This window comes from uncultured Anaerococcus sp., assembly GCF_963510915.1.
GTDB lineage: Bacteria > Bacillota > Clostridia > Tissierellales > Peptoniphilaceae > Anaerococcus.
Genome location: NZ_CAUPHG010000015.1, coordinates 1 through 25,574 on the forward strand (window position 1 = coordinate 1; position 25,574 = coordinate 25,574).

28 protein-coding genes, 1 tRNA gene and 2 pseudogenes are annotated in these 25,574 nt (G+C 35.8%); all 31 read right to left on the reverse strand.

Features of this window, described 5'->3' with window-relative positions; translation table 11 throughout:
• Positions 1-1,513: pseudogene (locus RQ893_RS02355) on the reverse strand (hypothetical protein); the annotation flags it as partial.
• 1 nt (position 1,514) lies between these two features.
• Positions 1,515-1,682 (reverse strand): hypothetical protein, encoded by a 168-nt coding sequence (locus RQ893_RS02360; protein ID WP_311481447.1) that lies wholly within the window; start codon positions 1,680-1,682, stop codon positions 1,515-1,517.
• Positions 1,657-1,833, reverse strand: a complete 177-nt coding sequence (locus RQ893_RS02365) for a hypothetical protein (protein WP_311481448.1) — start codon at positions 1,831-1,833, stop codon at positions 1,657-1,659. The genes RQ893_RS02360 and RQ893_RS02365 overlap by 26 nt, the downstream gene beginning before the upstream one ends.
• Positions 1,834-1,841: 8 nt before the next feature.
• Positions 1,842-4,202 (reverse strand): phage tail protein, encoded by a 2,361-nt coding sequence (locus RQ893_RS02370; RefSeq protein ID WP_311481449.1) that lies wholly within the window; start codon positions 4,200-4,202, stop codon positions 1,842-1,844.
• A complete protein-coding gene (locus RQ893_RS02375; RefSeq protein WP_311481450.1) occupies positions 4,196-4,867 on the reverse strand; it encodes a hypothetical protein in 672 nt (223 codons plus the stop codon). Before RQ893_RS02375 ends, RQ893_RS02370 begins: the two co-directional genes overlap by 7 nt.
• A pseudogene (locus tag RQ893_RS02380) lies at positions 4,864-8,829 on the reverse strand (phage tail tape measure protein); the annotation flags it as partial. The gene RQ893_RS02375 and the pseudogene RQ893_RS02380, both read right to left, overlap by 4 nt.
• 214 nt (positions 8,830-9,043) lie before the next feature.
• Complete coding sequence (locus RQ893_RS02385; RefSeq protein ID WP_311481451.1) at positions 9,044-10,033, reverse strand: hypothetical protein; 990 nt, start codon at positions 10,031-10,033, stop codon at positions 9,044-9,046.
• 48 nt (positions 10,034-10,081) lie between these two features.
• Positions 10,082-10,774, reverse strand: coding sequence for a phage tail tape measure protein (locus RQ893_RS02390; RefSeq protein WP_311481452.1), 693 nt, complete (start codon positions 10,772-10,774; stop codon positions 10,082-10,084).
• Positions 10,775-10,791: 17 nt separating this feature from the next.
• Positions 10,792-11,409: a Gp15 family bacteriophage protein gene (locus RQ893_RS02395; protein ID WP_311481453.1), complete on the reverse strand. Its 618-nt coding sequence runs from the start codon at positions 11,407-11,409 to the stop codon at positions 10,792-10,794.
• On the reverse strand, positions 11,406-11,810 hold the full coding sequence (locus RQ893_RS02400; protein ID WP_311481454.1) for a hypothetical protein: 405 nt from the start codon (positions 11,808-11,810) through the stop codon (positions 11,406-11,408). The genes RQ893_RS02395 and RQ893_RS02400 overlap by 4 nt, the downstream gene beginning before the upstream one ends.
• A gap of 74 nt (positions 11,811-11,884) precedes the next feature.
• The gene (locus tag RQ893_RS02405) at positions 11,885-12,460 is read right to left on the reverse strand and encodes a hypothetical protein (protein WP_311481455.1); all 576 of its coding nucleotides are present in this window, start codon (positions 12,458-12,460) and stop codon (positions 11,885-11,887) included.
• A complete protein-coding gene (locus tag RQ893_RS02410; RefSeq protein WP_311481456.1) occupies positions 12,453-12,884 on the reverse strand; it encodes a hypothetical protein in 432 nt (143 codons plus the stop codon). The genes RQ893_RS02405 and RQ893_RS02410 overlap by 8 nt, the downstream gene beginning before the upstream one ends.
• Positions 12,881-13,231, reverse strand: a complete 351-nt coding sequence (locus tag RQ893_RS02415) for a minor capsid protein (RefSeq protein WP_311481457.1) — start codon at positions 13,229-13,231, stop codon at positions 12,881-12,883. The genes RQ893_RS02410 and RQ893_RS02415 overlap by 4 nt, the downstream gene beginning before the upstream one ends.
• Positions 13,231-13,587: a DUF6751 family protein gene (locus RQ893_RS02420; protein WP_311481458.1), complete on the reverse strand. Its 357-nt coding sequence runs from the start codon at positions 13,585-13,587 to the stop codon at positions 13,231-13,233. The genes RQ893_RS02415 and RQ893_RS02420 overlap by 1 nt, the downstream gene beginning before the upstream one ends.
• Positions 13,584-13,979, reverse strand: a complete 396-nt coding sequence (locus tag RQ893_RS02425; protein ID WP_311481459.1) for a hypothetical protein — start codon at positions 13,977-13,979, stop codon at positions 13,584-13,586. Before RQ893_RS02425 ends, RQ893_RS02420 begins: the two co-directional genes overlap by 4 nt.
• 19 nt (positions 13,980-13,998) lie before the next feature.
• Positions 13,999-15,048, reverse strand: coding sequence for a phage coat protein (locus tag RQ893_RS02430; RefSeq protein ID WP_311481460.1), 1,050 nt, complete (start codon positions 15,046-15,048; stop codon positions 13,999-14,001).
• A gap of 10 nt (positions 15,049-15,058) precedes the next feature.
• Positions 15,059-15,625 (reverse strand): phage scaffolding protein, encoded by a 567-nt coding sequence (locus RQ893_RS02435; RefSeq protein ID WP_311481461.1) that lies wholly within the window; start codon positions 15,623-15,625, stop codon positions 15,059-15,061.
• An 84-nt stretch (positions 15,626-15,709) separates the two neighbouring features.
• Positions 15,710-15,786: transfer RNA gene (locus RQ893_RS02440), tRNA-Trp, on the reverse strand.
• A 332-nt stretch (positions 15,787-16,118) separates the two neighbouring features.
• Positions 16,119-16,343: a DUF1871 domain-containing protein gene (locus tag RQ893_RS02445; protein ID WP_311481462.1), complete on the reverse strand. Its 225-nt coding sequence runs from the start codon at positions 16,341-16,343 to the stop codon at positions 16,119-16,121.
• A gap of 5 nt (positions 16,344-16,348) precedes the next feature.
• Complete coding sequence (locus RQ893_RS02450) at positions 16,349-17,026, reverse strand: phage minor capsid protein (protein ID WP_311481463.1); 678 nt, start codon at positions 17,024-17,026, stop codon at positions 16,349-16,351.
• 110 nt (positions 17,027-17,136) lie between these two features.
• Positions 17,137-17,811, reverse strand: a complete 675-nt coding sequence (locus RQ893_RS02455) for a GIY-YIG nuclease family protein (RefSeq protein ID WP_311481464.1) — start codon at positions 17,809-17,811, stop codon at positions 17,137-17,139.
• 136 nt (positions 17,812-17,947) lie between these two features.
• Positions 17,948-18,793 carry a phage minor capsid protein gene (locus tag RQ893_RS02460; RefSeq protein WP_311481465.1) on the reverse strand — a complete coding sequence of 282 codons (846 nt, stop codon included), beginning with the start codon at positions 18,791-18,793 and terminating at the stop codon, positions 17,948-17,950.
• Entirely contained in the window at positions 18,793-20,148 is a 1,356-nt protein-coding gene (locus tag RQ893_RS02465; RefSeq protein ID WP_311481466.1) for a phage portal protein, read from the reverse strand. Before RQ893_RS02465 ends, RQ893_RS02460 begins: the two co-directional genes overlap by 1 nt.
• Before the next feature lie 8 nt (positions 20,149-20,156).
• Positions 20,157-21,476: a PBSX family phage terminase large subunit gene (locus tag RQ893_RS02470; protein ID WP_311481467.1), complete on the reverse strand. Its 1,320-nt coding sequence runs from the start codon at positions 21,474-21,476 to the stop codon at positions 20,157-20,159.
• Positions 21,463-21,957 (reverse strand): terminase small subunit, encoded by a 495-nt coding sequence (locus RQ893_RS02475; RefSeq protein ID WP_311481468.1) that lies wholly within the window; start codon positions 21,955-21,957, stop codon positions 21,463-21,465. Before RQ893_RS02475 ends, RQ893_RS02470 begins: the two co-directional genes overlap by 14 nt.
• Positions 21,958-22,519: 562 nt before the next feature.
• On the reverse strand, positions 22,520-23,398 hold the full coding sequence (locus RQ893_RS02480; RefSeq protein ID WP_311481469.1) for a Rha family transcriptional regulator: 879 nt from the start codon (positions 23,396-23,398) through the stop codon (positions 22,520-22,522).
• Between the two features lie 134 nt (positions 23,399-23,532).
• The gene (locus tag RQ893_RS02485) at positions 23,533-23,667 is read right to left on the reverse strand and encodes a DUF6364 family protein (protein WP_157885487.1); all 135 of its coding nucleotides are present in this window, start codon (positions 23,665-23,667) and stop codon (positions 23,533-23,535) included.
• Between the two features lie 512 nt (positions 23,668-24,179).
• Positions 24,180-24,671: a hypothetical protein gene (locus RQ893_RS02490; protein ID WP_311481470.1), complete on the reverse strand. Its 492-nt coding sequence runs from the start codon at positions 24,669-24,671 to the stop codon at positions 24,180-24,182.
• A complete protein-coding gene (locus tag RQ893_RS02495) occupies positions 24,671-24,895 on the reverse strand; it encodes a hypothetical protein (protein ID WP_311481471.1) in 225 nt (74 codons plus the stop codon). Before RQ893_RS02495 ends, RQ893_RS02490 begins: the two co-directional genes overlap by 1 nt.
• Before the next feature lie 12 nt (positions 24,896-24,907).
• The gene (locus tag RQ893_RS02500; protein WP_311481472.1) at positions 24,908-25,282 is read right to left on the reverse strand and encodes a hypothetical protein; all 375 of its coding nucleotides are present in this window, start codon (positions 25,280-25,282) and stop codon (positions 24,908-24,910) included.
• A partial coding sequence (locus RQ893_RS02505; RefSeq protein WP_311481473.1) for a MazG-like family protein occupies positions 25,279-25,574 on the reverse strand: 296 nt, incomplete at its 5' end. The genes RQ893_RS02500 and RQ893_RS02505, both read right to left, overlap by 4 nt.

Here is a 25,574-nt window from a genome sequence, read left to right on the forward strand (position 1 = left end):
TAACCGCAGACATGGCTGTACTTGAAGCAGCTACCGCAGACATGGCTGTACTTGAAGCAGCTACCGCAGACATGGCTGTACTTGAAGCAGCTACCGCAGACATGGCTGTACTTGAATTAATAACCGCAGACATGGCATATGCGTTACTTGTAAGATCCTTCATAGCCTCATCACTACCTACAAGATCAGAAAGATTTTTTATATCACTTTTAAGGTTGGTATTATAAAAATCATTTAAATTTTTACTTAATCCATCATCTTGAGTAAATAAGTAACTACCAAAGGCGACCTCCGCAGCAATTCTCCTAATTTCTGCTACATTTAATGAATTGCCTTCATCTTTACTTGGCACATTCAGTTGTTCTCTTATGCCTTTCTTTTCTTCTTGGCTTAGTTTTGAGATACTCTCAAGGTTAATTTCAGCGTCTTTGCCTGGCTGCCCTTGTGGACCAGGAGGCCCGTCCTTTCCTTGTGGTCCCGCTTCACCAGGGGGACCCTCTGGGCCTTGTGGACCAATTGGGCCTGTTTCACCTGCAGGCCCTGTTTCTCCTTTTTTACCCTGTGGACCTTCAGGACCAGGAGGACCTTCTTTTCCTTGTGGTCCTACATCTCCTTTTAAGCTCTCTTTTTGTTCATCGGTTAAGGCTTCAAAAGACATCACGCCGTCAGCACCTTTAGGCCCTTGTGGGCCTTGATCCCCTTTAGGACCTACATCACCTTTATCGCCTGTTTTACCTTGAATACCTTGTTGACCCTCAGGACCTCTTTCTCCTCTTTCACCTTTTAAAGAAGCAAGCTGTTCTTCTGTAAAGTCATCATAAGTAAAGGCATCTCCCTTTGGTCCTTTTAAAGAAGCAAGTTGTTCTTCGGTAAAATCTTCATACTTGAAAGGTTCTCCCTTTGGTCCTATTTCTCCTTGTTTACCTTCTGGCCCTGTCTTACCATCAAGACCATCTTTAATTGTTAGTGTGGTTTGGTCTGAAAAAGTTACAATATTGTCTTTACCTTGTTTTGTGGTGTTGGTAATAGTTATAGATTTTCCGGTTTCCCCTGTTTCTCCCCTGTCTCCTTTTTCGCCTTTTTCACCTTTTAACTCTGTTTTTCCCAGTTCTCTTACAGCTTTTTCTGCTTCTTCTTTTATAACCTGATCAGTTGTTTTTTTGATACTTTCTGCAGATTCCTTGCTTGGTAGTTCTTTAAAACCTTGAACAACATTTATAATAAAGTCCTCTTTACTAGGGAATACATATCCGGCAACGGATATTTCAAGCTTGTAATTATCTACCGATAAATTACCAGGCATTTGAAAATTAACCACTCCGTCAGTTACTTTGGAGCTAGTTTCCCAGTATTTACCTTTAGAAGTATATAAGACTATTTCCGCCGCTTCTCCGTTTAAAGGAACCTTTCTTTTTTGACTATCTAAAAGCAGGAAAGAAAAAGGGCTTGATTTGTCTGTTTGTTTGACAATCTTGCCCCCTAATAATTGTTTTACATCTGTAGTCTGTAACATTTTATTTTCCTTCTATTTTCTCTTCTTTAAGTATGGCGTTTCTTAGAAAGTATTCTCTTAGTTTATAAGAAATTTTGTCTATATCCGCCATGGTTAACTGGTGCTTAATCGCTAAATTTAAAAATTCGTCCATTATCTCTTGGTTAATTTCCTTCTTCATTTCTTCCATCTTCTTCCTCCTTTGATTTTAGTCTAGCAATTTCTTCTTCTAGCATTTCTATTTTAGTTTGTAGTATCTGTACATTGTGTGTCTGTTGAGTTAGTAAATTCATATATTTTACTATAACCCTGTCTTTGAAGTCTAAGTTTTTATCTTCCATTTATCCTCCTATGAAGCCCAGAATGTCGATTTTTTTCCCATATCAATTACATATTTATTACCATAGTTTTCTCCAATCCAGATTTGGTCCTGTACTCTTTTTATATAAAGGCTTCTTCCGAAGTTTATATCTCCCCATATAGTCATGTCTGAGTCAACTCCCAATACCTTAGTTGCTATACCGAAGCTTGTTAGAGATATGCACCCCCAATCTCCATTGAGATATGAATTAATAGTTTTGTCTTGAAAGTAATCCAGGCTAAAACTTTTATTACTATTCATAACGATGGAACCATTCCAGGAATATGAACCACCTATTGTAACTGAACCATCGCTTTCTACTCCTACGGATCCGGCCTCATATCCACTAGAATCAATAAAAACAATCTTTGAACCTTCAATTTTAACCCTTCTACCATAAGAGGAAGTCTGAAAATCACCAACTACACTTACATTACCAGTTAAGTCGATTTGGTCGGCTGTTATCTTTATATTACTTACTTCCTGCCTAATCATTGAATAGGCTTGCCCATAACTAACCTTACTTTCAATTGCTTCTGCAGTTTGGTTTACATACGACCTATATTCCGCCCAGCTTACTTTTCCAGCGGCTTCTTGTTGTGCTGTTCCGGCAACTCTTATGGCACGGTCTGCCTTTTCTTCTACTCCGCTAATATCCGGCATTTGCTTTGTAACTTCGGTTCTGATGTTCTCGTTCGTTTGGGCTATGGTTGTATTGGTTTGACTGATAAGGCCTCTTACATCCTTGAATTCAGCGTCAACCTCCGCCTTTACCTTTCCTACTGAACTAACTATGCTATCATTAGTTTGGCTTATTGTTGCATAGTTTTTTTCAATAAACTGTTTCGTTCCTAATGGCACGCCAGAATTTAAGTAATCTTCAAGGCTTTTTATTTTATCATTTGTGCTTGTGCTTATGCTCGTAATTGTGCTTGAGATTTCATCATTTTTAATTTTGAAATCACTTTCAACTGATAGAATTTTCTTATTGATATCGTCTGAGACTTGGTGCAAGTCGGCAATACTAGGATATTTCTCATCTAGTTTGCCAATAATACCTTTTACATCATCGATTTGATTTTTAACCGATATATTTATGCCATCGATAGTTTTGTCTATCTCCAGTTGCTTATCAATTATAGGCTTGGTCTGTCCTGTCACTGGATCTACATAGGTGGTCGCTTCTGTTATAGACTCATATATTTGACTATCAGTTTGTTTTCTTTCGGTTTTATAAGTCTTAAAACTATCGTCTGTGTATCTCCTACTTGTGGCCACACTCGCTTCGATAGAATCTTCTGTGGTTTCAAATCTTACCCTTGTTTCTTCCCACATTTGATTAGTTAATTCGATAGCTTCATCTAAGTCATCAACTAATGTTTGTGGCTTATTAGATAAGGTTATTTCATTATCCATAGGCTTATAAGGGAAACTAGATAATTTTAAAATCCTAAACCTTTCCTTGGTTTTTCTATCATTATCAATCAAAAATACATAGTCACCAATCCCAAAAGAAAGGTTTTTAAAAGTCCCGTCTGATTCAGATTGATCAATAGCTTCTTTCAAGTCTTTCGCTTTTAATTCTATAGCCGTCTTAGGTTTTGATAAAGCTTTAAGCTTCCTTGCTGCCTCATCTTTTAAGTTTTTTATATTGGTGTATCTTTCATCTTTCCAATAGTAAGTTATTGTTTTATCAGAAAAACTCTTATCCTCCAAATAGTCTAGGCCGTTATTAATTTGATTAATTTTAAGGCCGTTCATACCCTCTGGAATAATCCTAGTGGCAAATTCAAAGTTTTCTACACTAATATCTTGTTTTTCCAGGTTAAGGGAAGCGGTTAAGTATATATCCTTATTTTGAGATAATTCCTTCCCTATAACTACTGTTTTTAAATGGGCATCTAGTTTGTATTCGACTTCATACTTTTTGATTAATTCTTCGAATATTTCCCAGCTAGTTTTATGGTCTCCGGTTATGGTTTTTTTTGTCCTAATATCGTCTAGGACCTCATATTTCCAGCCTATGGGTGTAATTACATCAAGAACATCTTTAATTCCCTTATAAGGGAAATTAACGCTTTTATTAAATTTTTCCTGCCAGTCAGAATTATTGGCAAAACTTTCTATTTTGTAGCCGTCGTAAAAAGGTTCGATATTTTTAACTATAAATTCTTGACAAGTATTGTCTTTCTTAAACTCGACAAGGTGTTCTACATCGAAGACATTTCTATATTGCTTTGGTATCTCGAATATTAGCCTATCAAGCGTATTTATTTCATACTCTATACAAGTATTTCTAAAGGCCGCATAGGGAAATCTTTCTTTAGTTCTTCCATTAACTATTAACATATAACCCTACCTTCAAATTCTAACTTGCAAGTGAAATCTCCTTGACCAGTAAGCTTAATTTTTAGCTCCTCTTTTATATAAGGAAACTCGAACATATCAATATTTGTTCCTGTTCCTAACTTATATAATCCTCTTTCAGAGTCTATAATCAGTGTATCAGTAAATTTATTTATTTTAATATCACTTTCAAAGCCTGTAATTTTTATATTTTCTCCCTTGCCCTCTAGGATAATCCTACAAGGGGTTAGAATATTTCCTCTGTTATATATAGTTACAGTTTCGTTAATAGGAATAAGGGTGCTTTGAGTATCAAGGCTGGCTATAGCTTGCCCTGAAAACTCAACCACTTCAAAAAAATGCTTTGTGTCGATTTTTTCTCCTAACAACCTTCCGGTGTAGAATATTTCATCATCAAAAGTTATTCTTGCTTTTTCTAATATCCTAGATAATTTATTCCTATTTTCTCTTATGGTTTCCTTCTCGCCTTTAAATTCAATAGAGAAACTAAGAGGCGTAAAGGACAACCTCTCACTTCCGTAAAAGGTTATACCAGTATCTGAAACGAATGTGTCTCTTTCTATTTTGGTATTTCCTATGTCAGGATAGGCTAAAAGGTGTGCACCATAATAGCCTAAGTCCTTAACTAAATTTATAGTATTAATCATCCTCTACGCCTCCTTTCTTTGCTTATTTCCTGGCTTACTATTGGAGTTACAGCCTTGCCAATCTCTCTTGAATCAAGGTTTATTACGCTTGTGACATCTCCGTTTGTAACTTGTACTTCAATATCTTGTTTATTTTGTATAGATCCACCAGCTAAATTATAGGCCAGATCTGCACCCATTCTTTTATTATCAAATAGAACTGCATTCTTAGCCTTATTTCTTATAGCCTCCATAGTGGCTTTTACCTTGTCTACTACAAAGCCTTTTTCGTCCTCGATACCTACTCCCATACCACGGGTTAACATTTTACCGACTTCATCTCTAAAGACTCTTGAAGGGGAGTGGATTCCTGCGGCTCTTTTTGCAGCCCATACTGCCGACCTCATAACACTAACTGCGGCGCTTATTACTCCAGACCTACCACCATAAATACCATTTGAAAGTCCGGCCATAAGATTATATCCAGCATTTGAGAAAGAACCCTTATAGCCGTTTACTGTACTTACCATTTGGCTACACATTGATTTCACAGTAGATTTAGCCTTATTGCTTCCATTTGTAACTTTAGATACAAACCCATTCATCATGGAGTCCGCAGCAGTTTTCACTTGATTAGAAGCATTATTGATTGTTGTATTAATCTTGCTACCCATCTGGGTAAATTGTGTATTAATCCTATTTGTGCCATTTGTAACAGTATTAGTGATGTTATTCATCATTAATTTGGTTTGACTAACGGATTTTGAACTCAAATTTGTAATAGTAGAGTTAATCTTATTTTGCATACTAGTAAATGAGCTTTGAACCTTACTTGATCCACTAGTTACATTGTTTGCCAAGGTATTCATCATATTTGTTGCACTTTTAGCAACGACATTTGAAGTGTTGGTCAAGCTTGTTTGTATAGATGAACCCATCTTGTCAATACTTGCTACAGCCTTACTTGATTCGCTGCTTATCGCTGAACTATAACCTTCCATTGCAGTTTTACCCGCCTGGTTAAAGTCGCTCGCTTGATTACTTAATGATTGGGCTACGTCTTTACCTATGTTTGTTGCACTAGCGTCTACAACAGACTTTGAAGCGTCTATACCGCTTGCATATTGCTCGCCTAATTCTTGACCCTTCTGATTGGCTTCTCCTTCTCCTCCTTGAAGTTTTTCTATGGCACTTTGCCCTAAGGCTTGTGACTTAGAAGTAACCTCCATTGTTGAAGACTCGATACCTCCAGCGAATTTTGAACCAGTATCGTGGCCTTGTTGGTTTGCAGTATCAAAAATCAAAGAAGAACGTGCTGCTAGCGGATTAGCAAATGTACTATTATAGGCTGCAGCTACATTTTCTTGGCCTGAGCTTATACCTTCACCAAAGGCACCGACGTTGTCTGAACCTATTTTTCTTAAAATCTCTGCAATATTGGTTTCGCTTACTCCAGCCTCTTTTAAGGCTTGATAAGCCGCTTCAACATTGATTTTTCCTGCATTAGCTCCGTCAGCAAAACCGTTGACATTTAAAAGCCCCATGTTGTGCATAGCTTCAATTGCTTCTAATGAAGACAATCCTGATTCTCTTAATTGCCTATACACTGCAAGGGCCGCTTCTTTTCCAGCAGCCGAACCTTGGCCGAATGCGTCAACATTTATTTGGCCTTTAGAATACATTTCATCGAAAGCGTCAAGTTCAGAAAGGCCCATATCCATCATAGTAGTAAATTCTTCTATGATACCTTCAGCCCCTTCTCCTATTCCGTCTTTAAAGCCCTGCATATTCCTAGAAGCTATTTCAGTTAATTTCTCGACAGCTTCGATTTCACTCATTCCTGAGTCCATCATCTCTTTAAGCTTCTCACGATAGGTCTGGCCACCTTCTTCAACGCCGTTTACAAAACCGTTAAGGTTTAGCCCGGCAATCTCGAAGAATTTTTCTGCCGCCTCCATAGTTTCTAGTCCTGATGTCCTAAGTGCTGTGTAGGCGCTTCTTACATTTCCCGAACCTTCATAAATAGCTTGGGCATATTCGTCAACGCTTGCTTTTCCTTCTTGTCTTATAATAGCCCTAGCGTCAGAGTCTGAAACCCCACCTTTGATTAATTCTTTATAGGCTGTAGTTATATCTGTGGTGCCATCTTTTAAACCTTCCACCACACCCATAACAAGGCTTTCTCCTGTTTCCCTTGTCTCTGATCCGTCTACTTCCTTGTTGATTAATCCAGGTAGGTCTTTAGCTTTTTTTGATACTTCTTTTTCTTTGCCGTTCCAGCCATCCTTGATACCGTCTATAAAGGATTTGCCGACATCTTTAAGCTTGTTTACGCCGGACTTAAATTTGCTAGATAAGGTGTTTATTAATCCCTTTGATTGGATTTCTGCAAAAGTATTTTTAGCCGCATTAAAGCCGTCACCTATTTTGCCGACAATAGACTTTCCAACACTCAAAAGTTTTGAGGCTCCTTTGCTGATTGCACTAGCAACAGAACCTATTATCCTACCAGCAGAATTAGCTATCTTTGGCATATCTAGGTTGAAACCTTTGATTATAAAGCCAATTAGGACAGCCCCTGCGACCGCTAGGCCAACAGGATTAGAAAGAACTCCAGCAATTAAAGGTATTATCTTAGCGGCTATACCAGATATTAAGGTTAATCCCTTACCTAGCCCGCCAGCTACCGACTTTATAAGTCCGCTACCCGCTGTAACAAGTTTACTTCCGCCAGCTTTGTTTATGCCAGTAGATAAGACTCCTACGATTTTCCCACCTATGGCAGCAAGTCTGCCCGAACCAGTCTTAACTCCTTCTATTAGTGGTGCAATAGTTTTAGATCCTACCGCTTTCAAACTTGAAGCTTTTCCGGAAATACCCTTTGCCAGGGTATCTATTAGCTTTCCGCCTGCTGTATTTAGTTTTAATCCTTTACTGTTGAAGGTCTCTATCAATGTGCCAATAACACCATTAGCAGATTGACTAACAGCCAGCTTTTCTCCTAGAATTCCCTTTGCCAAAGAACCCATCATCTTTTTAGCTATTGCTGGGCCTTTAAAGGCGGCAAATGCTATTGCTAAAGCTGTTAAAATATGAGGAACAGCCTCAATTACTACATCTGGATTTTCAGCAATTCCTTTAGCTATTGCCTTTAAAAGGTCGACTCCAACCTTTAAAAGTTTAGCCGCATTCTTATTAAAGCTTTCAGCAAGTTTACCTATGATTTCAATTGCCTTAGGAACTAAAATAGGTGCCTTAGCTGTTAGCCCTTCGGCTAACTTAGTTAATATCTCTCCGCCGACTTCAAATAACCTTGCTCCTACCTCCATAAAGGCGGTAACTAAGCTCGTTATTATCTCTGTCGCACTCGAAGCTAAGCTATCAGAATTCTTTTGTAATCCATCTAGTAGACTTAAAATAATGGTCTTTCCAGCTTCAATAAATTTTGGAGCTTTTTCAGCAATAGCAACAGCACCTTCGGCTATCATATCACCCAAGACCTTTGGCAAATGTCCAATATCTCTTGTAACTACATTATTTAACCTGTCTACCTGCTTAGTAACAGACTGAACAACCTGCCTGAATGGAGTGTCGACATTTTCGAATAAGGATATACCTAAACCTTCAAGGGCTGATTTTAGGATTGTAATATCCCCTTTTAGGTTGTCGTTCATTGTCTTAGCCATTTTTTCGGCAGCGCCTGTTGAGTTGTTGATACTATTAGTTAATTTTTCAAAGTCTGCGTCGCTAGAATTTATTATTGCTAGCATTCCGGCCATAGCTTCTTTGCCAAATAAAGTTGTTGCAGCTTGAACCTTCTGGTCTTCACTTAACCCCTTAAAGGACTGCCTCATTTCACCCATAAGTTTATTAAAAGGCTTAATTTGTCCGTTAGAGTCAGTTATTGAAATACCAAGATTTTCCATTTCAGCCGCTACTTGCTTGGTTGGTGCTGATAACCTCGATAGGGCCGACTTTAAGGAAGTACCAGCTTGTGCTTATGTTACCGTAAAAGTTCTTTATCTTTTACTTCTTATAGTTTCCTATAAGTTCAGACTATATCTTCACCGCTAATATAATAGTACGGTGCCTTCCGCTCGTGGATATTTCTGCATATAAAAAACACGACTTTCATCGTGTTAGTTTACTTAGCTTACTTAATCTAGTCGTTACACTTTCCTAGTATTTCTACTAGGCTTAGCTCGGGATTAGCTTATTATATAATATATTATAGATTCGATTTTTATTATCTCTTCTATTACTACGCTTATATGGTATTCTCAATAATTCTATATTATTATCTTTGCAATATTCATTTTTTATTGCATCGTTTATCTTAACTCTTTCAAATTCTTTTTTCCCAAATTTAGGTTTAAAGTGCTGTTCGCCATCATATTCAATTAATAACTTTAAATTATTATCTTCAAATATTGCGAAATCAAAAGGTAAAGGTCGTTTGTTTCTACATTCTTTTATCCTATATTGACTCTTATAGCTGATATTATATTCATCTAAAAAATGTGCAACAATTTTTTCTCCATAAGATTCATTACATTTTGGACATCCTGACACTATATTAAATATTCTAGATGGAGATGCTTTAAACACATTTCCACATGTCACATGTTTAATATTTGCCTTACGTGTAGCTGATTTATATCCGCTAACTATTTCATACTCACCTTTTGTAGCTATCTTCATTTTTTCTTTAGCTTCTTCTAGTGTCATTGAATTAGATTTAGCTGATTTCTCATACCTTTCATTTGGACATCTTTGACCATTCAAAAAAGCTTTTGGTGTCATTTTAAATATAAAACCACAAGTCGTATGTTTAAAAGTTATTAATGTGTTGGTTGTTTTGTATTCACTTAAAACAATATATTCATTTCCGACAAGTTCCTTCACTTCTTTTTTGAAATCATCGGTAGTTTTTTGTAAATTTCTCCCACACTTAGGGCAACCATGTCCCTTCCATAACGGTTCAGCATTAGTACTCCAAGTATAACCGCATTCTGTGTGTTTAGTTAAGATTTTTGTTCGTCTATTTTGATATTCTTCTAATAATATATATTTATTCTTACCATGTGCTTTATCTATTCTAGATTGTACTTCTGCGTGAGTTAATTTTTTCATAAGATAATGCCTTTCTATATAGTATATTATACTCTTTATTCCTGCATTATCCATTATATAACTTAGCTTTCCCCGAATTCAAAAGGTTATTTTTTCTATTAATTACTTAATAGCAGGGCCACTCGACCCTTTAATTCCGGCATTTGCCATAAGTCCCAAGGCGACAGATACATCTTCCACCTTATATCCTAAGGCCCCTGCAACAGGTGCAACGTACTTAAATGATTCACCCAGCATTGAAACATTAGTATTAGAAGCGGTTGAAGTTGCCGCCAAAACATCGACAAATCTTCCTGTGTCTTTTGCTTGTAGACCAAAGGCAGTTAATGAGTCGGTGACAATATCTGAGACTACTCCTAAGTCCTCACCACTTGCAGCGGCCAAATTGATAACCCCAGGAAGACCGTCAATCATTTCTTGACTCTTCCAGCCTGCCATACCCATGTATTTTAAGGCTTCGGCTGATTGAGTTGCGGAAAACTTAGTTGTTGCCCCCATTTCCTTAGCCTTATTTGTTAGTGCGTTAAGTTCGCCTCCAGAGGCACCGGATATAGCCTCGACTTCGCTCATAGCTGCTTCAAAGTCAGCCCCTGCTTTTAAGGAGTAAGCTCCAAATCCAGCGGCAGCAACTCCAGCTGCCTTAAAGCCTGTCTTAATTCCGTCTAAAGCCTTACCAGTAATATTTTTAAAACCATTACCAGCTGCGGCTGCCATAGAAGATAGAGAAGCAAGGCCACTTTTAAACCCTGACGTATCTAGTTTGGTATCAAATAGCAGTTTACCATCACTTGCCATACGTCACCTCACTTTCTTTAAATTTGCATGCTTGCCATCATTGACCTAGCAAAAGAATTTTCTTTTTCTTCGACTGTCCTTTCATCTGGCAAAGCATAAATCTTTTTCATCGTTCTATAAAATTTCTTTTCATCTTTACTCATCTTTGAAGTAATTTGTATGGATCTATAAGACATAATTCTAGAGAATAAACATTTTTCGTTTAGTCCTTCAAATAAGGCCTTAAATTCCCACCAATGAAGATTGGCAGTAAGAAGATTGATATTATAACATTCCATAAAGGCTGAATATATATAGGCCCAGTCATGCTCGAAAGAGTAAACAAGGCTGGAGTTAGTAAATTCTGACTCCTTTTTATCTTCTTCCTTTGTTTTGCTGATACCGTCTGTCTTTTTACCTAGACTATAAAACCATAAGAACCCGTCAAATAAGCTTTCTAATTCATCAAGGTCTGACATCATAAAGTTCTCCTCCAAACAAGCGTCAATTGCTTCTAATACTTGATTTTGGGCTTTCTCATCTTCCTTTAGCATTATTTCTTCATATTTAATCCAGGTTCTAAAGTCGGTATTTATAGCTACCTTTCTTCCGTTTACATCAATTGTGTTTGGTAGACCTTTAATTAGGTATGTCACTTCTCATCAACTATAATTCCTTCGACTATTTCTTCTTTTTTGCCAAAGCTAAAAGTTTTAGTAAGCTTTTCTAGCTCCTTATTTGCTTTGTCAACTTCTTCTACTAGATAATTTCCTATTCCTAAATAGTCAGTAAGGAGTAATTCATCTCCGTCAAATACTTTTTCTTGAATTTTGTCCATTGCTCCAAGGCCAAGGATAGTGTCAAAGGCTTTTCTTAGGGCCTGCTTAGATTCGCTTGAAGACATTTCTTTAAAGTCTAAGTCTCCAATAGAAGTAAGTTTTTTTGACAGATCTGAGTCGTGCTCGATCTCATAAGTTAAATATTCGGTTTCTTGTTTTTCATTGATATACTCAAATTCAAATTTAATTAATTGTCTTTTTTGTCTTTTAAATGCCATTATTTTCTCCTTCGTTTCTTATTTTTTTGTAATTTTTGAAAAGAAAAAGGGAGCCTAAGCTCCCATAATAATCATTAAGAATTTTTACCTGATGTTGTCTCAGAGGCCTTATCAGCAGCAGGCTTACCCTCAGTAAATTTGATTGTTAGCCAGTCTGAGTCTTTATCTCCTAATTCTGCGTAACCCTCTATTGAAGGACCATTAGCCTTAAAACTACCAGAATATTGGTAAGCGTCAGTACCGTCACCAGCAGAGTCTGGAACTATAGTGTGATTTCTCTTGATTGCATAGAATTTGCCTTCTTGTCCTTCAATTGGTTTGGCAAAGTCAACGACTACAATATTAACTGTAGCGTCATCTGCTAATTGCTCTTTATCAAATACTTCTTGAATTCTGTCGTGTACTGGATTGTCCTTATACCTGTCTAGAGTGAAGTCAGTTGTTGAAGTCATACCAGTAACGGCAGTTCTTTCTGATTTCTCGTCTACGTATTTTCTTGAATATTCTTCTGTTTCTTTAGATGTTGGAAGGTCGGTAAAACCTTTCATTCTGTAATATTTATCTTGCACTTCCATAAAGGAAACTACATCGGCCCTCAATACTAGGCCTTTAAATTCTTTTAAATTTTGTAATGTTTTAGCTTCAGCCATTGTTTACCTCCATATAAACTAATCTCATTTGTATTTGGTATTGACTAGAACCAACGTCGGCACTAGACAAGTAACCATTTGTTATAATTTCAAGCTTGGTTGGATACTTATCTCCTTCAAGCTTCGGAAACTCTTTCTTATAATTCATTTCCTGAATCCATTCAATTAAATTATCAAAAAAAGCAGAGTTTTCTAGTTGTGTAACTAAATCTCCGCTCATATGACTTCTTGTAGTGAAGATAAAACCAAATTGTTTAAGCTCATCTCCGTCTACATATTTTTTAATTGTTGGACTTATAGGCTCAGTATAAATTCCATACTCTAAGGGTTGATCTCCTAGAAAATCAACACTAAGCCTTACATCGTCTTCTAGATAAGGGCATTTTAAAAAGTATTCCCTTACGCTTTCTATAATTGATTTCATTTTGCTTTTGCCCCCGCTATATTTGCAGCACCTCTTAATATTGAGTCTTTATGGCTTGACTTCATTCTTTCAAACCACCTATTTCCCCTTGTTGGTGCTCCTTGAAAATTTGCAGGTTCATAATACCGTCTTTTTGCATAAGGTGTCTGTTGAACTATTCTCCCAGAACCTATGCTAGTTTGGCTTGTTGCAGCTCCTATCAAAGTGCCTAAGTCTTTTGGAGTGTAAGGATCCATTCTCCTTATACATTCACTATCTATAAATTTTTGTACTTCTCCACCTGTTTCAAGGTCTCTTTTCTTTAAGGCCTTGACCTGGTCGAAGTCAAACTTAGAAAAGTTTATCATCACTTAGCCCCTATCCTTGTATGCTGCATACTAGTAGAACCGAAGTCAAAGACATCAGATACTGTTACTATTTTAGCCTTGTATTTCTTTTGATACTCCTTAGCTGTCTTTAGTTCTTCAATATCTATCTCTTCATCATTTCTGATTACTAGGTCTTCAACGTCAACAGTTCTTAAAAGCTCATTTGGTATATAGCAGGTTATTTCGTCAATATCATCCTTGCTCCTACCAGTGCGGTTAGTGTTAATCCCTCTAGTCTCTTCCCAGTGGCAAGGGTAATTTCCTAGGGTTTTATACACGTTTTGTCTATCTACAACCATTCTTTTTATGATTGTAACCTTGGCGTTAGTTATCAATAAACGCCCCTATACATTAAACCAGTATGGACAAAGGCCTCTTTAATCATTTGATCAATGAGGCCTGCCACTAATCCATCTTTTTTATCTACTGGCAAGGAATTTGATTGTGCGTATTCCACTTTATATTCGCCCACAGACTCCGATTTTATATTACTAGATGAATTACCCTCCGAATCAATTAAAAGCTCCCTATCATTAAAATAAAGCTGATTAATTATATCCTGGGTAACTTCATCTATTCTTTTTTGTAGGTCTTTGTTATTCTCCCTTATTCTTTCAAAGGTTAAAAAGTCTATACGCCTTCTAATTCTCCTTTGCATAGTTGAGAAAACCCATTCTGGTATATTTGTGCCAGGATTATTTGTTATAAACTCCTTATAGGTTAACATAAATTAACCCCTTTCTGAATTAAGCTGCTGGGTTGCCTGATTCCCCTGCTGGCTTTTTACCGTCAAGTTTAGTTAGGACTCTAGCTATTGGTATTTGGTTAAGTGGGAAAGTTTCTTCTTCATTTTTAACTACTTCCCAGTTAGCTCCCTTTCTTAATTCATTATCTGTTGGAGACAATGAAGCCATAGAAGCCTCAGTAAATGAAATACCTCTTGGAGCAAAGCAGAACCTATCTCTAGTGTATAGGGTATCTTCTCCGCCGTTTTTCATTGGGTTTCTGTCAGTCTCATAAGGTACTTTTGCACCTGCCTTAGTATATTCAAAAGCTCCTTGGCCGAAGATATAAGTTGTGTATTCCCCTTCTTTGCTTATTGGTAATGAGTCATCAATAATAATTGGTCTGCCGTTTAGGTTTGCTAAAGCGAGTGGTCTTTCTATTCCTCTAGCGTCGGTGTATTTTGCATATTGAATTAGATTTAAGTTTTCTAATTGAGTTGCAACGGCTGAATTCATAATAGCTGCTGCAAAGTTTTTCTTTCTTGCTCCAAAGGCTTGTTGTAGTGCATTGTTTAATGTAACTTGGCCGAATACATCATCTTTATATGTGTGTTCTTCTACAAATTTCTTGTCTTCTGCCTTTGACATTGAAAAGATACCTTCAAGAATTGCAAGAAGTGAATCTTGTTTAAGGTCTGCCCACCAATCTAGAAGTTGAATAGCGACAGTTCTCATTGGATCGAGGCCGCCTGTAATATCGAATACAAAGTCTTTTTCAGTCCAAGCGTGAGCCCTACCAATAACAACTCTCTTTTGGTAGAAAGTATTGGTTGAGTCTGATTTAATATCTGTTTGGCCATCGTAATTGTCAGCGTCCCCTGATAGAATTCCGGCAATTGGAGTAACGATAATATTACCGCCTACTTGTTCATCCATTCTAGTTTTTAAGTCTGCCCTTTCTACAATAGCAGATGATGTTAGTAGTTCGTTTGTTCTTTCTCTTTCGATTGTGTCGACGTATTTTTCAAATACTTCTGCGTTAAAATAAGTCTTATCAAATAATTTTGGCATTTAATTCCTCCTATAAAATACCTTTCTTATTAGCTTGAAGCATTTCTTCGTAAGTCATATCTTTGAGTTCCTTATCTCCTATACTTCCTGACTTACCTATGCCTCTTTGCTTTGGTTCTCCCTCAATTTTAAATAGGTATGAATCCGACTCTTTTAGTCCCTCGATTTGTGCTTTTAAGTCATCGTTTAAGTTTTTAGAATTCTTCAAGCTGTCGATATCAAGCAAAGCTTTTGCTGCCTTAAGATTTCTACTACCAGCATTAACCAAGCCTAGATCAATGGCATTATTAAGATTAATTCTTTCGATGTCTTCCTTAGCTTTAATTTGAGCTTGTTCATACTTGTTTTTGTACTCTTCAGCACTTGCCTTAATGGAATCTATATCCATATCTTTGAAGGCTTCTATTTGCTCATTTGCACTTGCTACTTGGGACTTATAGTTTTCGTTTTCAGTTTTTAAGGTCTCATATTCATTTTTTAAATTATTATAATTTTCTACTTCCTGACCTCTTAGCTTGAAAACCGCCGCTATTTGCTCGTCATTCAATCCTAATTCCTTGAGTTCTTCTGTCTTCATAAAATCTCCTATTCCTAAGCTTTTTAAGTCGTCGCTATGACTCTAGATTAGTAACATTCCAGCATTTTAGGTCCGCTTTGACCATGGCGAAGCTTAAAGGATTTGAACCTTTATCTCCCAGATTTGGAGTCTGGTATTTTCCCTGATTAAACTAAAGCTCCAAAAAAACCGCACGATATTCGCACGGTTATTCTCAATGTTTTATTCCCTTGTTTACGTTATAGTATCTTTGTTTTTTATTTAGCTTTTTGAATTCTTCCTCTGTTAGAATTCGTTGCATTGCTAGTTTGTATTTTTTATTGTATGGATACTTATTAGCGTCAATCAATCGTCTGACATTTTCAGCGTCTTTCTTGCATAAAAAATGAGCGTGTTGATCATACGAACCGCCCTCTCTTATAAGTATCCATTTTCTTTTTGGTAATTTTGGATAATATCTAATTGTTAATTTTATTTTTTTGTAATTAAAAAGCACGCCTAACAACTAGTGTGCTTAATCTAATATTTTCTTTGCTATTTTAGAAAACTCTTTCTTTTCTTCCTCAAAAATTATGTCGACATCAAAAATTTGCCCTAAATATTTAGTCAAATCATCTAAACTTTGATTCCTTTTGGTATAATTTTTAATTTTGCTGATTTCATCCTTATATTCATCCTTTGGAGCAAAAGGGAACACTGAATATGGGTCCCAATCATTTATTATCTTTTCTATATTCATAAAAATCACTCTCCAAACATTTTTTTAATAATTCTTATCATATCCTCATCAAAGTCATTCTTGGACCAAGCAGTTATAAGTTTTCCATTTACATCAACTACGGCCACACCTTCTTTTGTAACATAAGCGTATTTATAATCTTTAATTTGTTCGACTGGTGCTCCGTATTTAACCCAATAATTGACACGTTCTTTGCTAATATTCCTTTTATCCAATTGCTTTATAGAATGAGAGGAAGCGGCGTCCCAATTAACTTTTATTTTATAATAGTTTACACCTTTTCCAAATTTACCTAAATCAACTGGTTTATAATTATCTTTTCTAAGTTTTTTAACTTCCGCCTTTTTAATATCATACCCATAAACGTTAGTATTTACAGTAGTAGGACGAAGCTTTCCAGCCTTGTTAAAGTCCTTGTAAAGCTGCCTTTGCCTTTGTAATCTTACCTGGGCTATTAGCTTACTTTCATCGTCCCCTACCTTATCATACATCATAACCCTATGCTTGTATTTTCTAATGGTTCTTTCTATTTGTCTTTGCTTTTGGGTTGCTTCATAGAAAGTGTATTCTTTGTCCTCAAACTCGAAAGGCTCCGGATCTATATTATCTAACATTTCTTGACTCCAGGCTCTTTCTGATATTCCCTCAAAGAATGGATACCAGTTGTGCCTGCAATTTGCCATATGTTTCTCATATCACTATGAGGTTCGGACTATATCTTCACATAATAAATATGTGCAATGCGCTTCCACGTGTAACTCAACTTCACGTGTACTCCCTTTCGGGATAGTCTCTACACTTCTTCTTCAGGGAGGAACTTCCAAACAAATCCACCTGCGGTTTTTCTATATTTTACTCCTCTACATACTTTGCCAACTGAATCGTTAGGTAAATTATTAGCTCTTTCAGCTATTCTGAGACCAGGATAAACTTCTAATAAGTTTCCGTCTTTATCGAATTTACCTACTCTTAATTTCATTTTATCAGTCGCTTTTTTGAGTTGCTCGGTCTTTTCTGCAAGATATTCTGGGTCTTTCAACCTCTCTATTTGAAGTTTTCTTGATTGTTCTGACATTTTTTTACGATACTCTTCATCTTTCCAAGCTTTTTCATTAAATTCTATTATAGTTTTCTTTGCGTGCTTGCTTGTAATTTCTCTCAATCTTTTATCTTTAAAAGAGATAGGGTTAGCACAAAAGTTATATCCTTTATTTGGATTTGTTGCATCGTATTTGTTTATATAATAAAATTCTTTATCATTCAATTCTTCTTCAGAACATTCTTCCAATACTTCTATTGTAAAGTTATCAATACCATATTCGTTGATATCTCTATACAATGGCCAATCTTTTTTATCCTTCTTTTTAGAGTCCCATTTATGATATATCATCCTTTTTTCAATATTCTTACTTTGACCAATATAGTACTTACCATTAATTTTGTTTGTAATTTTATAAATTCCTATCATTTTACCCCTCAAGAATTTAGCACGGGATTGCCTGCATGAGGTTTCCCCGTTAGCTTTAATATATGTCTACACTTTATATTGTATCATATGTCTACAATTAAGTCCACTATATTAAAACACCCCTGAGTAATTGGGTTCACATTGTTTTACATGGGCACAAAATTCTACCCATAAATCCACCTACATCACCATAGCCGATATCATCTAAGCTTAAATACTTATCATTATCCCCTGACAAAGAAACAATTTGCCCCTGCCATTCTGCGTGAGATGGTCTTGCTCCTGCGTGTGCTGATATCTCCATAAGGTCTTGGTTCATATCCTCTGCGTTAGACAAAGATATTTCTCCAGTCATTTGGTTTATTGTTGTTCTTACAAGCATTTTAGCGGCCGATTCCACAGTATAATTTCTTCCTGAATTCTGATAATTAATTACTCTTATTCCTGATTCAGATAAATCATTGACCAGGCCTCTAACTACTTGCTGACCTGAAAAAGCTCCGCTAGAAACTTTAAAGGCCGCTTGGTTTAGCTTATCTTTATAGAATTTATTTAATTTTACATTCTCACCATTGCAGACAACCCCTAATGATTGGGTTATATTCGCATTTCCTTTAATTAACCTATCAACCGCATTGTTTATTGTGTTCTCCGCGTGTTTGTTTTGGGTTAGATCAATCAAATTCTTATTTACAACCCTATAAGCCTTAGCCTCATCTTCATAATGTTTAAGGCCTGATTTATTTATTATTTGGCTTATTTCTTCGTCGATATCCTCCAAATGAGGTTTCAAAAGAGTTTCTATTTCCTCAGTTGTATAACCGCTTTCAATTAATACTTCGGCTTGTCTTTCCGCTGTGGCTGTTAAGTAACCATTCTTTTTTATCCTACCCGCTATATCCTTCAGGATATCATCTTCCAAGTCTTGATATAGTTCTATAAGATGGTCGGTTACCCTTTCCATGTATTCTGGGCTTAACATTATTCTTCCTCAGCTACGTCGCTTCTGTCTTCCGACACTCCCGCTTGTATTTCTTTTAGCTCCTCATCGGTTACGCCGTATCTCCATTTTAGATAAGCTTCTGGTTTTAAGATACCTGCTGCCACTTCCTGGAGCCTTATCTTTTGTTCGGTCTCAGAATCCACTACAAGACTATCATCAAAATCAAAAGACACTTGGCAATCTTCGGCGTATGGAATACCTAGCTCCTTATACCAATACTTTAATATCTCGACAAATTCTTCAAGACAATCAGCAAGTTCTGTTTGTATATCCTTAACTGTAGAATAAGACCTTTGCTGGCTTGTAATAATTTCTGAAGCTGTTTTAGTTGTTTCACTCATATGAGACAAGGTCCCATAGGCTAGGCCGCAATGGAATTCTATCTTTCTTAATATTTCATCTAGACCATGGAATAATGGGGTGTCTCTGATTTCAGGGCTAAATACTTCATAGAAGTCTCTGCCTCCATCCCCCATATCCATACCAAGATTTCTGAATAATCTTTCCTTGCCCTTTGGCAATTCTCCGTTAGCTTTTACGGTTGTTATGTCTGCGTCAATAGCTAGCTCGCTTCCCTTGTACTCCCAGTGAATTCTTTGGTATTGCTCATCAGCATCTTGGATTAAGGATAAGGATCTGGCAAAACAACTTATGCCCTCATCTGATTCTAAATCTAGATTATTTGCTTGTGGATTTTTAAAGTAAGCAAATAATGGTTTGTCTGAATCAACCACCATTTTTTCTGTCATATCAGCCCATTTATCTACTATTGATAAGCTCACTTTATCTCCTAAAGTATCCTGGGAATCAGACATATAGGCGGTATTTGTTATTAAATACTCATCACCTATTTTATGTTCCTCTAGCCTTGTAAAGAATATGTCTTTGTCTCTCTTATCCTTCCTCTTGATCCTATCGATAAAAACAATATGATTGATATCTCCAAAACTCGTGAATCCTAAAATAATAAATTTATTCGCTGGAGCAATATCTATATCAATCTTTTTCTTATCTATATTTTCTATATATGGTTTTACAATAATCCCGCCTAGGGCTAATCCATACTCAGTAAATCTTCTAATACGTTTTATGAATTTTTGATAAATCAAATCAATATTTTCATCATCAACCCTAGTTTCAAGCTCCATTGTTACAAGCCTTGCAAGCTCAGATGATATAGCCGCACATAAATTCAAGGATTGAGAATTATCAGCGTCGTTTTGATTGCTTAGCCAGTAGGGTTCTCCGTGGTAACAATCCAGCCATACTTTATAATTATTTTCAATATTTAAACCTAGGCTTCCCAGCCTCTCTCTAATTTCTCTATCTAGCATAAATACTCCTATACGTTCATAAGTACCTTTATAAATTTTTCAATGGAGTATTCAAAGCCGTCTAGGGTATCAATATCACTTGTCCCATCATCTAACCTTATATCCTCCATTTCTTCTTCCTTCCAAACCGCAGTAGATAAAGCCTCTTCAAGGCTCTTACAATCTTTGGTATAAAAAAATCTATCAGAAGCAACCAAAGTATTAACAAGTCTTATCCTGTCATTGATTGGGTTCTTGATAGAGTTCTTAATCTTTATATTTAAATTTGCATCTAACAAGGCTTTTTGCATGCCCTTGATTAATACTTGCTCCGCACTATCTGCATATATAAGGTCGACGTTTCCATAGGTAGATTGAATAACTCTCACAAAGTCGATTAATTGATTATATAAGTCTGTCGGCTTGTCAGGCTCAAATCTTTCAGATCTTAAAGCATAGACCTTTTTAAAACCTCGACTAATACCACAGCAAACAAAAGCGTGCTTTGAATTATTTCCACCGAAGTCCACGCCTATTTGTATAATCTGTAGTTCGTGAGGCTTGCCTTCAATCAAATACTTTTCCGGACCATCTGAAAACTGCTTATAAATAAGTCCTTCGGCCACTACCCTTAAACCAAGTATATCCCTTTTATACCAAACAGAATTAGGGTCGTACTGGAGTTTTATTTCCTTTTTTCTCTGGTCTGAAATATTGATATTATCATCGATTGTAAAATGTTTATAATTATAACCACCAAATCTTATTCCTTCATCCATCATCCCCTGATACTTATCGATGTGGTCAGAATAAATAAAATGATTAGGACTTGAAGGGTTTAAGTCCCAAAAGAATTTACGCATATTAGCTGCAGCAGTACGGTTAAAGGCTTCTTTGATTGTGTCTTTGTGATGAAGATTAATTTCTGTAGCTATCCACATTCCATAAGAGTTACCTCTTATTTTCTTGTAAGAATCAGCCTTAGCAGCACCCGCAAATATTACTATCCTTTCTCTTTGCTTTGTGTAGGGGCCTTTTATAATTAAAGCTTCATTGTCTTTATATTTCCCCCACTTGCACTGACCACGGAAGACGTATTCAAGACCAAAACCGTTGGCATCCCCTATATTTAGCTTGGCGTTTGCAACAGTGGAACCTGTGGCAAGGTGTAACCTGTCCTTGGTGGTTCTTAATTCATGGGCGAAAGCATAAACATTGTCAACAGTCTTACCAGCCCTTACAGCTCCTTCAGCTATATTATAAGTATTATTTTTACAATTCCTGATATAGTCAACATGCTTTTTAGAAAATCTAAAGGGAATTGTCCTTCTCTTCTTAATCTTCTCCATAAATCATCCTATCTATATCTTCAAGGTCCTCAATTTCTTCTGATATACCCTTCATAATTTCAATTTCTGTCTTAGTCTTCTGGATTTGTACTTCTTGTTTTTCTATTTCTAGGTCAGAATAATGCATACCGAATCGTTTCATTAACATATCCATTGCTTTTATCCTATCTTTATCTGTAGTTCTAGTTTCTATAACTTCTTGCCTACCTCCTCCCACCCATATAGGAGTTTGTTCAGTTGACTCACCTCTTGCTATAGAAGATAAAAGCTCCATAATCTCCTTTTGTGAGACTATTTTTTCTGAATCAATCTCTTTTAACCTATTATCTATATATTTTTTTACCGAGTACTTTCCGAGTAGTTTTCTAGCATTTGCTTCTGCACTTGCTCTACTTTGCTTGGCATAAGATTTAAGATAAGCTTCAGTAGCATTACCAGTCTTGATGTACTCATCAGCAAACTTCTTTTGTTTAATTGTCAATTTCTTCAGAGCACATCACCCCTTTTCTTTACATCTCTTAAATATTGTTAATTTAATAAAATTCTGTATAATATTCTTACAACTTTCTAGATTCTAGAAAGGAGTACCAGATGACAATTTATGAAATCATTATGCTTATATTAGCGTTAGTTTCACTTTATCATCAAATAAAAGATAAACACTTATAAAAGATAAACACTTATAGAAAATGAAATGTAGATGACAGGTCAGCATTTTTTCAAATATACATCTTCGCTAGATGCTAGACAATCACAATTTCAAAAAGAATTATATGAGTTGTACTTGCTGAAACCGTCATCATATCATATAATAATAGTGTAAATAGTCATCAGGTACTATATAAAAGCACATTAGAGCGTAATTTGTGCTAGCTTGTTAGAAGAAAGATTAAATCTTTCGTGCGAAACGGAATTTATCTGACAAGCAAGGAAAAGAGAGGGAGTGATTGCCCTCTCTTTTTTATTATAAAATTGTAATTTCAACCTAAATAAGTACAAAAAAAGACAAGTCTTTTACAACTTGCCTTTCTAAATATTAAAAATTAACTTAAAATACTTTTCTTCAAACCATCAAGTTTGATACCTAAATTCCAACCTTGCTTAGAATTTATACCTAAATCCCTGCAAGGCTTATCCAACAACCCAATTTCAACAAGCTTTGAAGAAATAATCTCGGTAAAATCTCCTAGCATTTCACTATCCGAAGTAAAAGTGTACAAAATTCTATGCAAATCAATTAACTTTTGAACTTTCAAAAATCTATCTATATCCCCTTTGTTACACCCATTAACCAAACTATTTTCAGAAAAATACCTATTGATCTTCATATTAGCATCATCATTTAAACAATAACTGTCAATAAGCTTATAAACATCATCTTCAAAGAGAATATTGAGCCTGTTATATACACTTATGTTGTTATTTTCAGACCTAAAATCTCTTAAGGTTCTAGCATTTAAAAGAGTGCCTAAAGATTTTGACCTAACAAGCCAATTAATATTGTCCTTATTATCTCCTGTTAGATAAGCCAAATCCCTAACAGTCATAACTGGTTTACCTTTATAGGTTTTCTTTTCAAGCTTGTAAGGTTCTAGTTCTAGTTGCTCACCATTAAGAAGTCGCTCCATACGATTAAACTCATTTATATATGCCATTTTAAAATCATTATATCCTTGAATGTTAAACATATATAAGGTGAAACCGTCTTTTGTTAGTAGATATTCTTTGTATTCTCTTTTTTGGCCTTTGACCTTGTAAGTTGTTGGAATAATCAGAGAAGCCACATCTGGCGTTTCTAAGATTAGGTTTTCCAAAGTCCTCATAACTTTACTATGTTCTTTACTCAAACCTTGGGCAATTATTCTGCTGGTTGTAATTAGTCCATAATTCTTGTCATTTTTTACTTGCACTAAACTGTTCATTTTAAGTCCTTTCATATTGAAAGAAACCGCTATTCATAGTACAATGTTGATAAGGAAACATTGTATTTATATTTATAAACAACGTTTCTCTGCAACGATGGTTGAGTGGCTAAACTTATAACCATCGTTCTTTTTTATTTATTTTTTTCTTTAATTATTTTTTTAATATATTCCTCAATGATTTCTTGCATACTTTTATTATTTTCTAACGCATATAATTTAAATTTTTTATGCAATTCATCATCAAGCCTTATCGTAATTGTTTTCATCTTGACCTCCTGGTTTGAATTATACATTCAATCATTCATTCAGTCAAGAAAATAATTAAATATTAGATAAATTCGTACTAAAAAAGCACATCTAATAACCATTAGAGTGCTTATCTTTATAACCCGTTCATTGAAGAATTACAATAAATATGTGGATACATAAGTCAAGTATTATTTTAAATATTTTAATATTTCTTAAGTCCATCAGTCAGGCTATCCACGTGAAAAACAATTGTCATTAACTTAACTAAGAGCAATAAATCTCTTTTAGTGGGGAAAAATAGCAAAACCCACTACCCGAATACTTTTATATAATAAACTGAAAGGAGGTTTTATCCGTGGATAACCCGACTCATAGACTTAAATTTTATAAAAGAAAAAGGACAGGTCTTATTACCTATCCTTCAAGTTAAACAGTTTCTCCGAAACATTCTTACAATACCATTATAGCACATAAAAAGGACTTATGTGGCGCTTTTTTGTCTCAATTTTGTCTCAAAATCGTCGCAAACTCACCTTACATCAATTTCTCTGCCCTCAATGAGATATAATTTACTAAATATTTCAAGCAAGGCCGAATCACTTCGCCTCCTTGCCGTATCCTTTGACATCTTTAAGTACTCTCCACACTTCCTATAAGAAATCCTATCCGCCTTTGGAACCACCCACATATGATGAACTATAAACTGCTTGTCTTGGTCTAGCTCCTGGATTGCTTTTGTCATAGCTCGATTTTCTAATTCGATGATCTGTATATTCCTTTTGCAGCCGTCGATTTTATCAATCATTCTTACTTGTAAATCCTCAGTAGTAGAACCGCCGCCCTTTACCGCCTCAGAAGATGACCAGGAAGCGCCGATTGACAACCTGTCTTTATAAATTTGAATTCTTTCTTTCTCCGCCTCAAGCCTACGCATATCCTTGCCATAATATCTAAGCCTTGTTCGAATAGTTTCTATTCTCTCTTTTTCTCTTTCTTCTTTCCTAATTCTATCAAAATCCATTATCCCTCCTTTCTTTGGTCGTATCTCTTCTGGAGATTAAGCCAAGTTTCAGCACTTACCCCAGTAACCTTTTCAATTCTTTCAGCTAATAAACTATTCACAGGCAAGTCTCCAACAAGTAAATCTCCGTATTCATCCGCACTAAGACCAAGCTTTTCAGCCCAATCCTCCATCATGATATCTCCGATATATTCCCCCGGTGCAAAATAACTTTTATCACTCATTTACAGCTCCATTCACGCACGTTTTTTCTTGGCCTTCATTTGCTTGATCTCTTTTTCTTTAAGTTCCCTAATATCGTCTTCGATTTTATATATCTTCCTATCTTTGACAACGATTGTCTGAATACTTAAATTTTCCTTTATATCCTCAAAACTCACCAGCTCAGAGTTAATACAATCAAGCTTGCTTTCCAACCTATCTTTAAATTGATTAAGTCTTTTATCTCCAAACCCGAACTCATCAGATAAGGTCTCACAAGCCAAGGCCAGAAAGGACTCAATCAACGATAGAGAAAGGGCAGACTCCGCAGTCTTCTTAACCTCACTATCATAAAGTCGTCTAGACCTCATTTTTTCCGCCGGACTTAGTCCCTTGAATTTGAAACTCATAAATCCTCCTCTTTCACAAACGTACCCCTGATTGTGCGGCCTTTTCTTTTACTAATTTTATTGTAAGCCATTTCTAAACACTCAATAGGATCTATACCTATTTGCTTACATAAAATTATAAGTGTTACAAATATATCTCCCATTTCTAGCTTCAAATTATCCAGAAATCTCTCAGACACCTTTCCGTCAAAGACTGATATATCCATTTCTGTTTTAAACTCGAAGACCTCTTCCACGAATTTCAAAAATTGTCTTGGAGCATTAATCACGTGTAGAAGGTCTTTATCCTCCG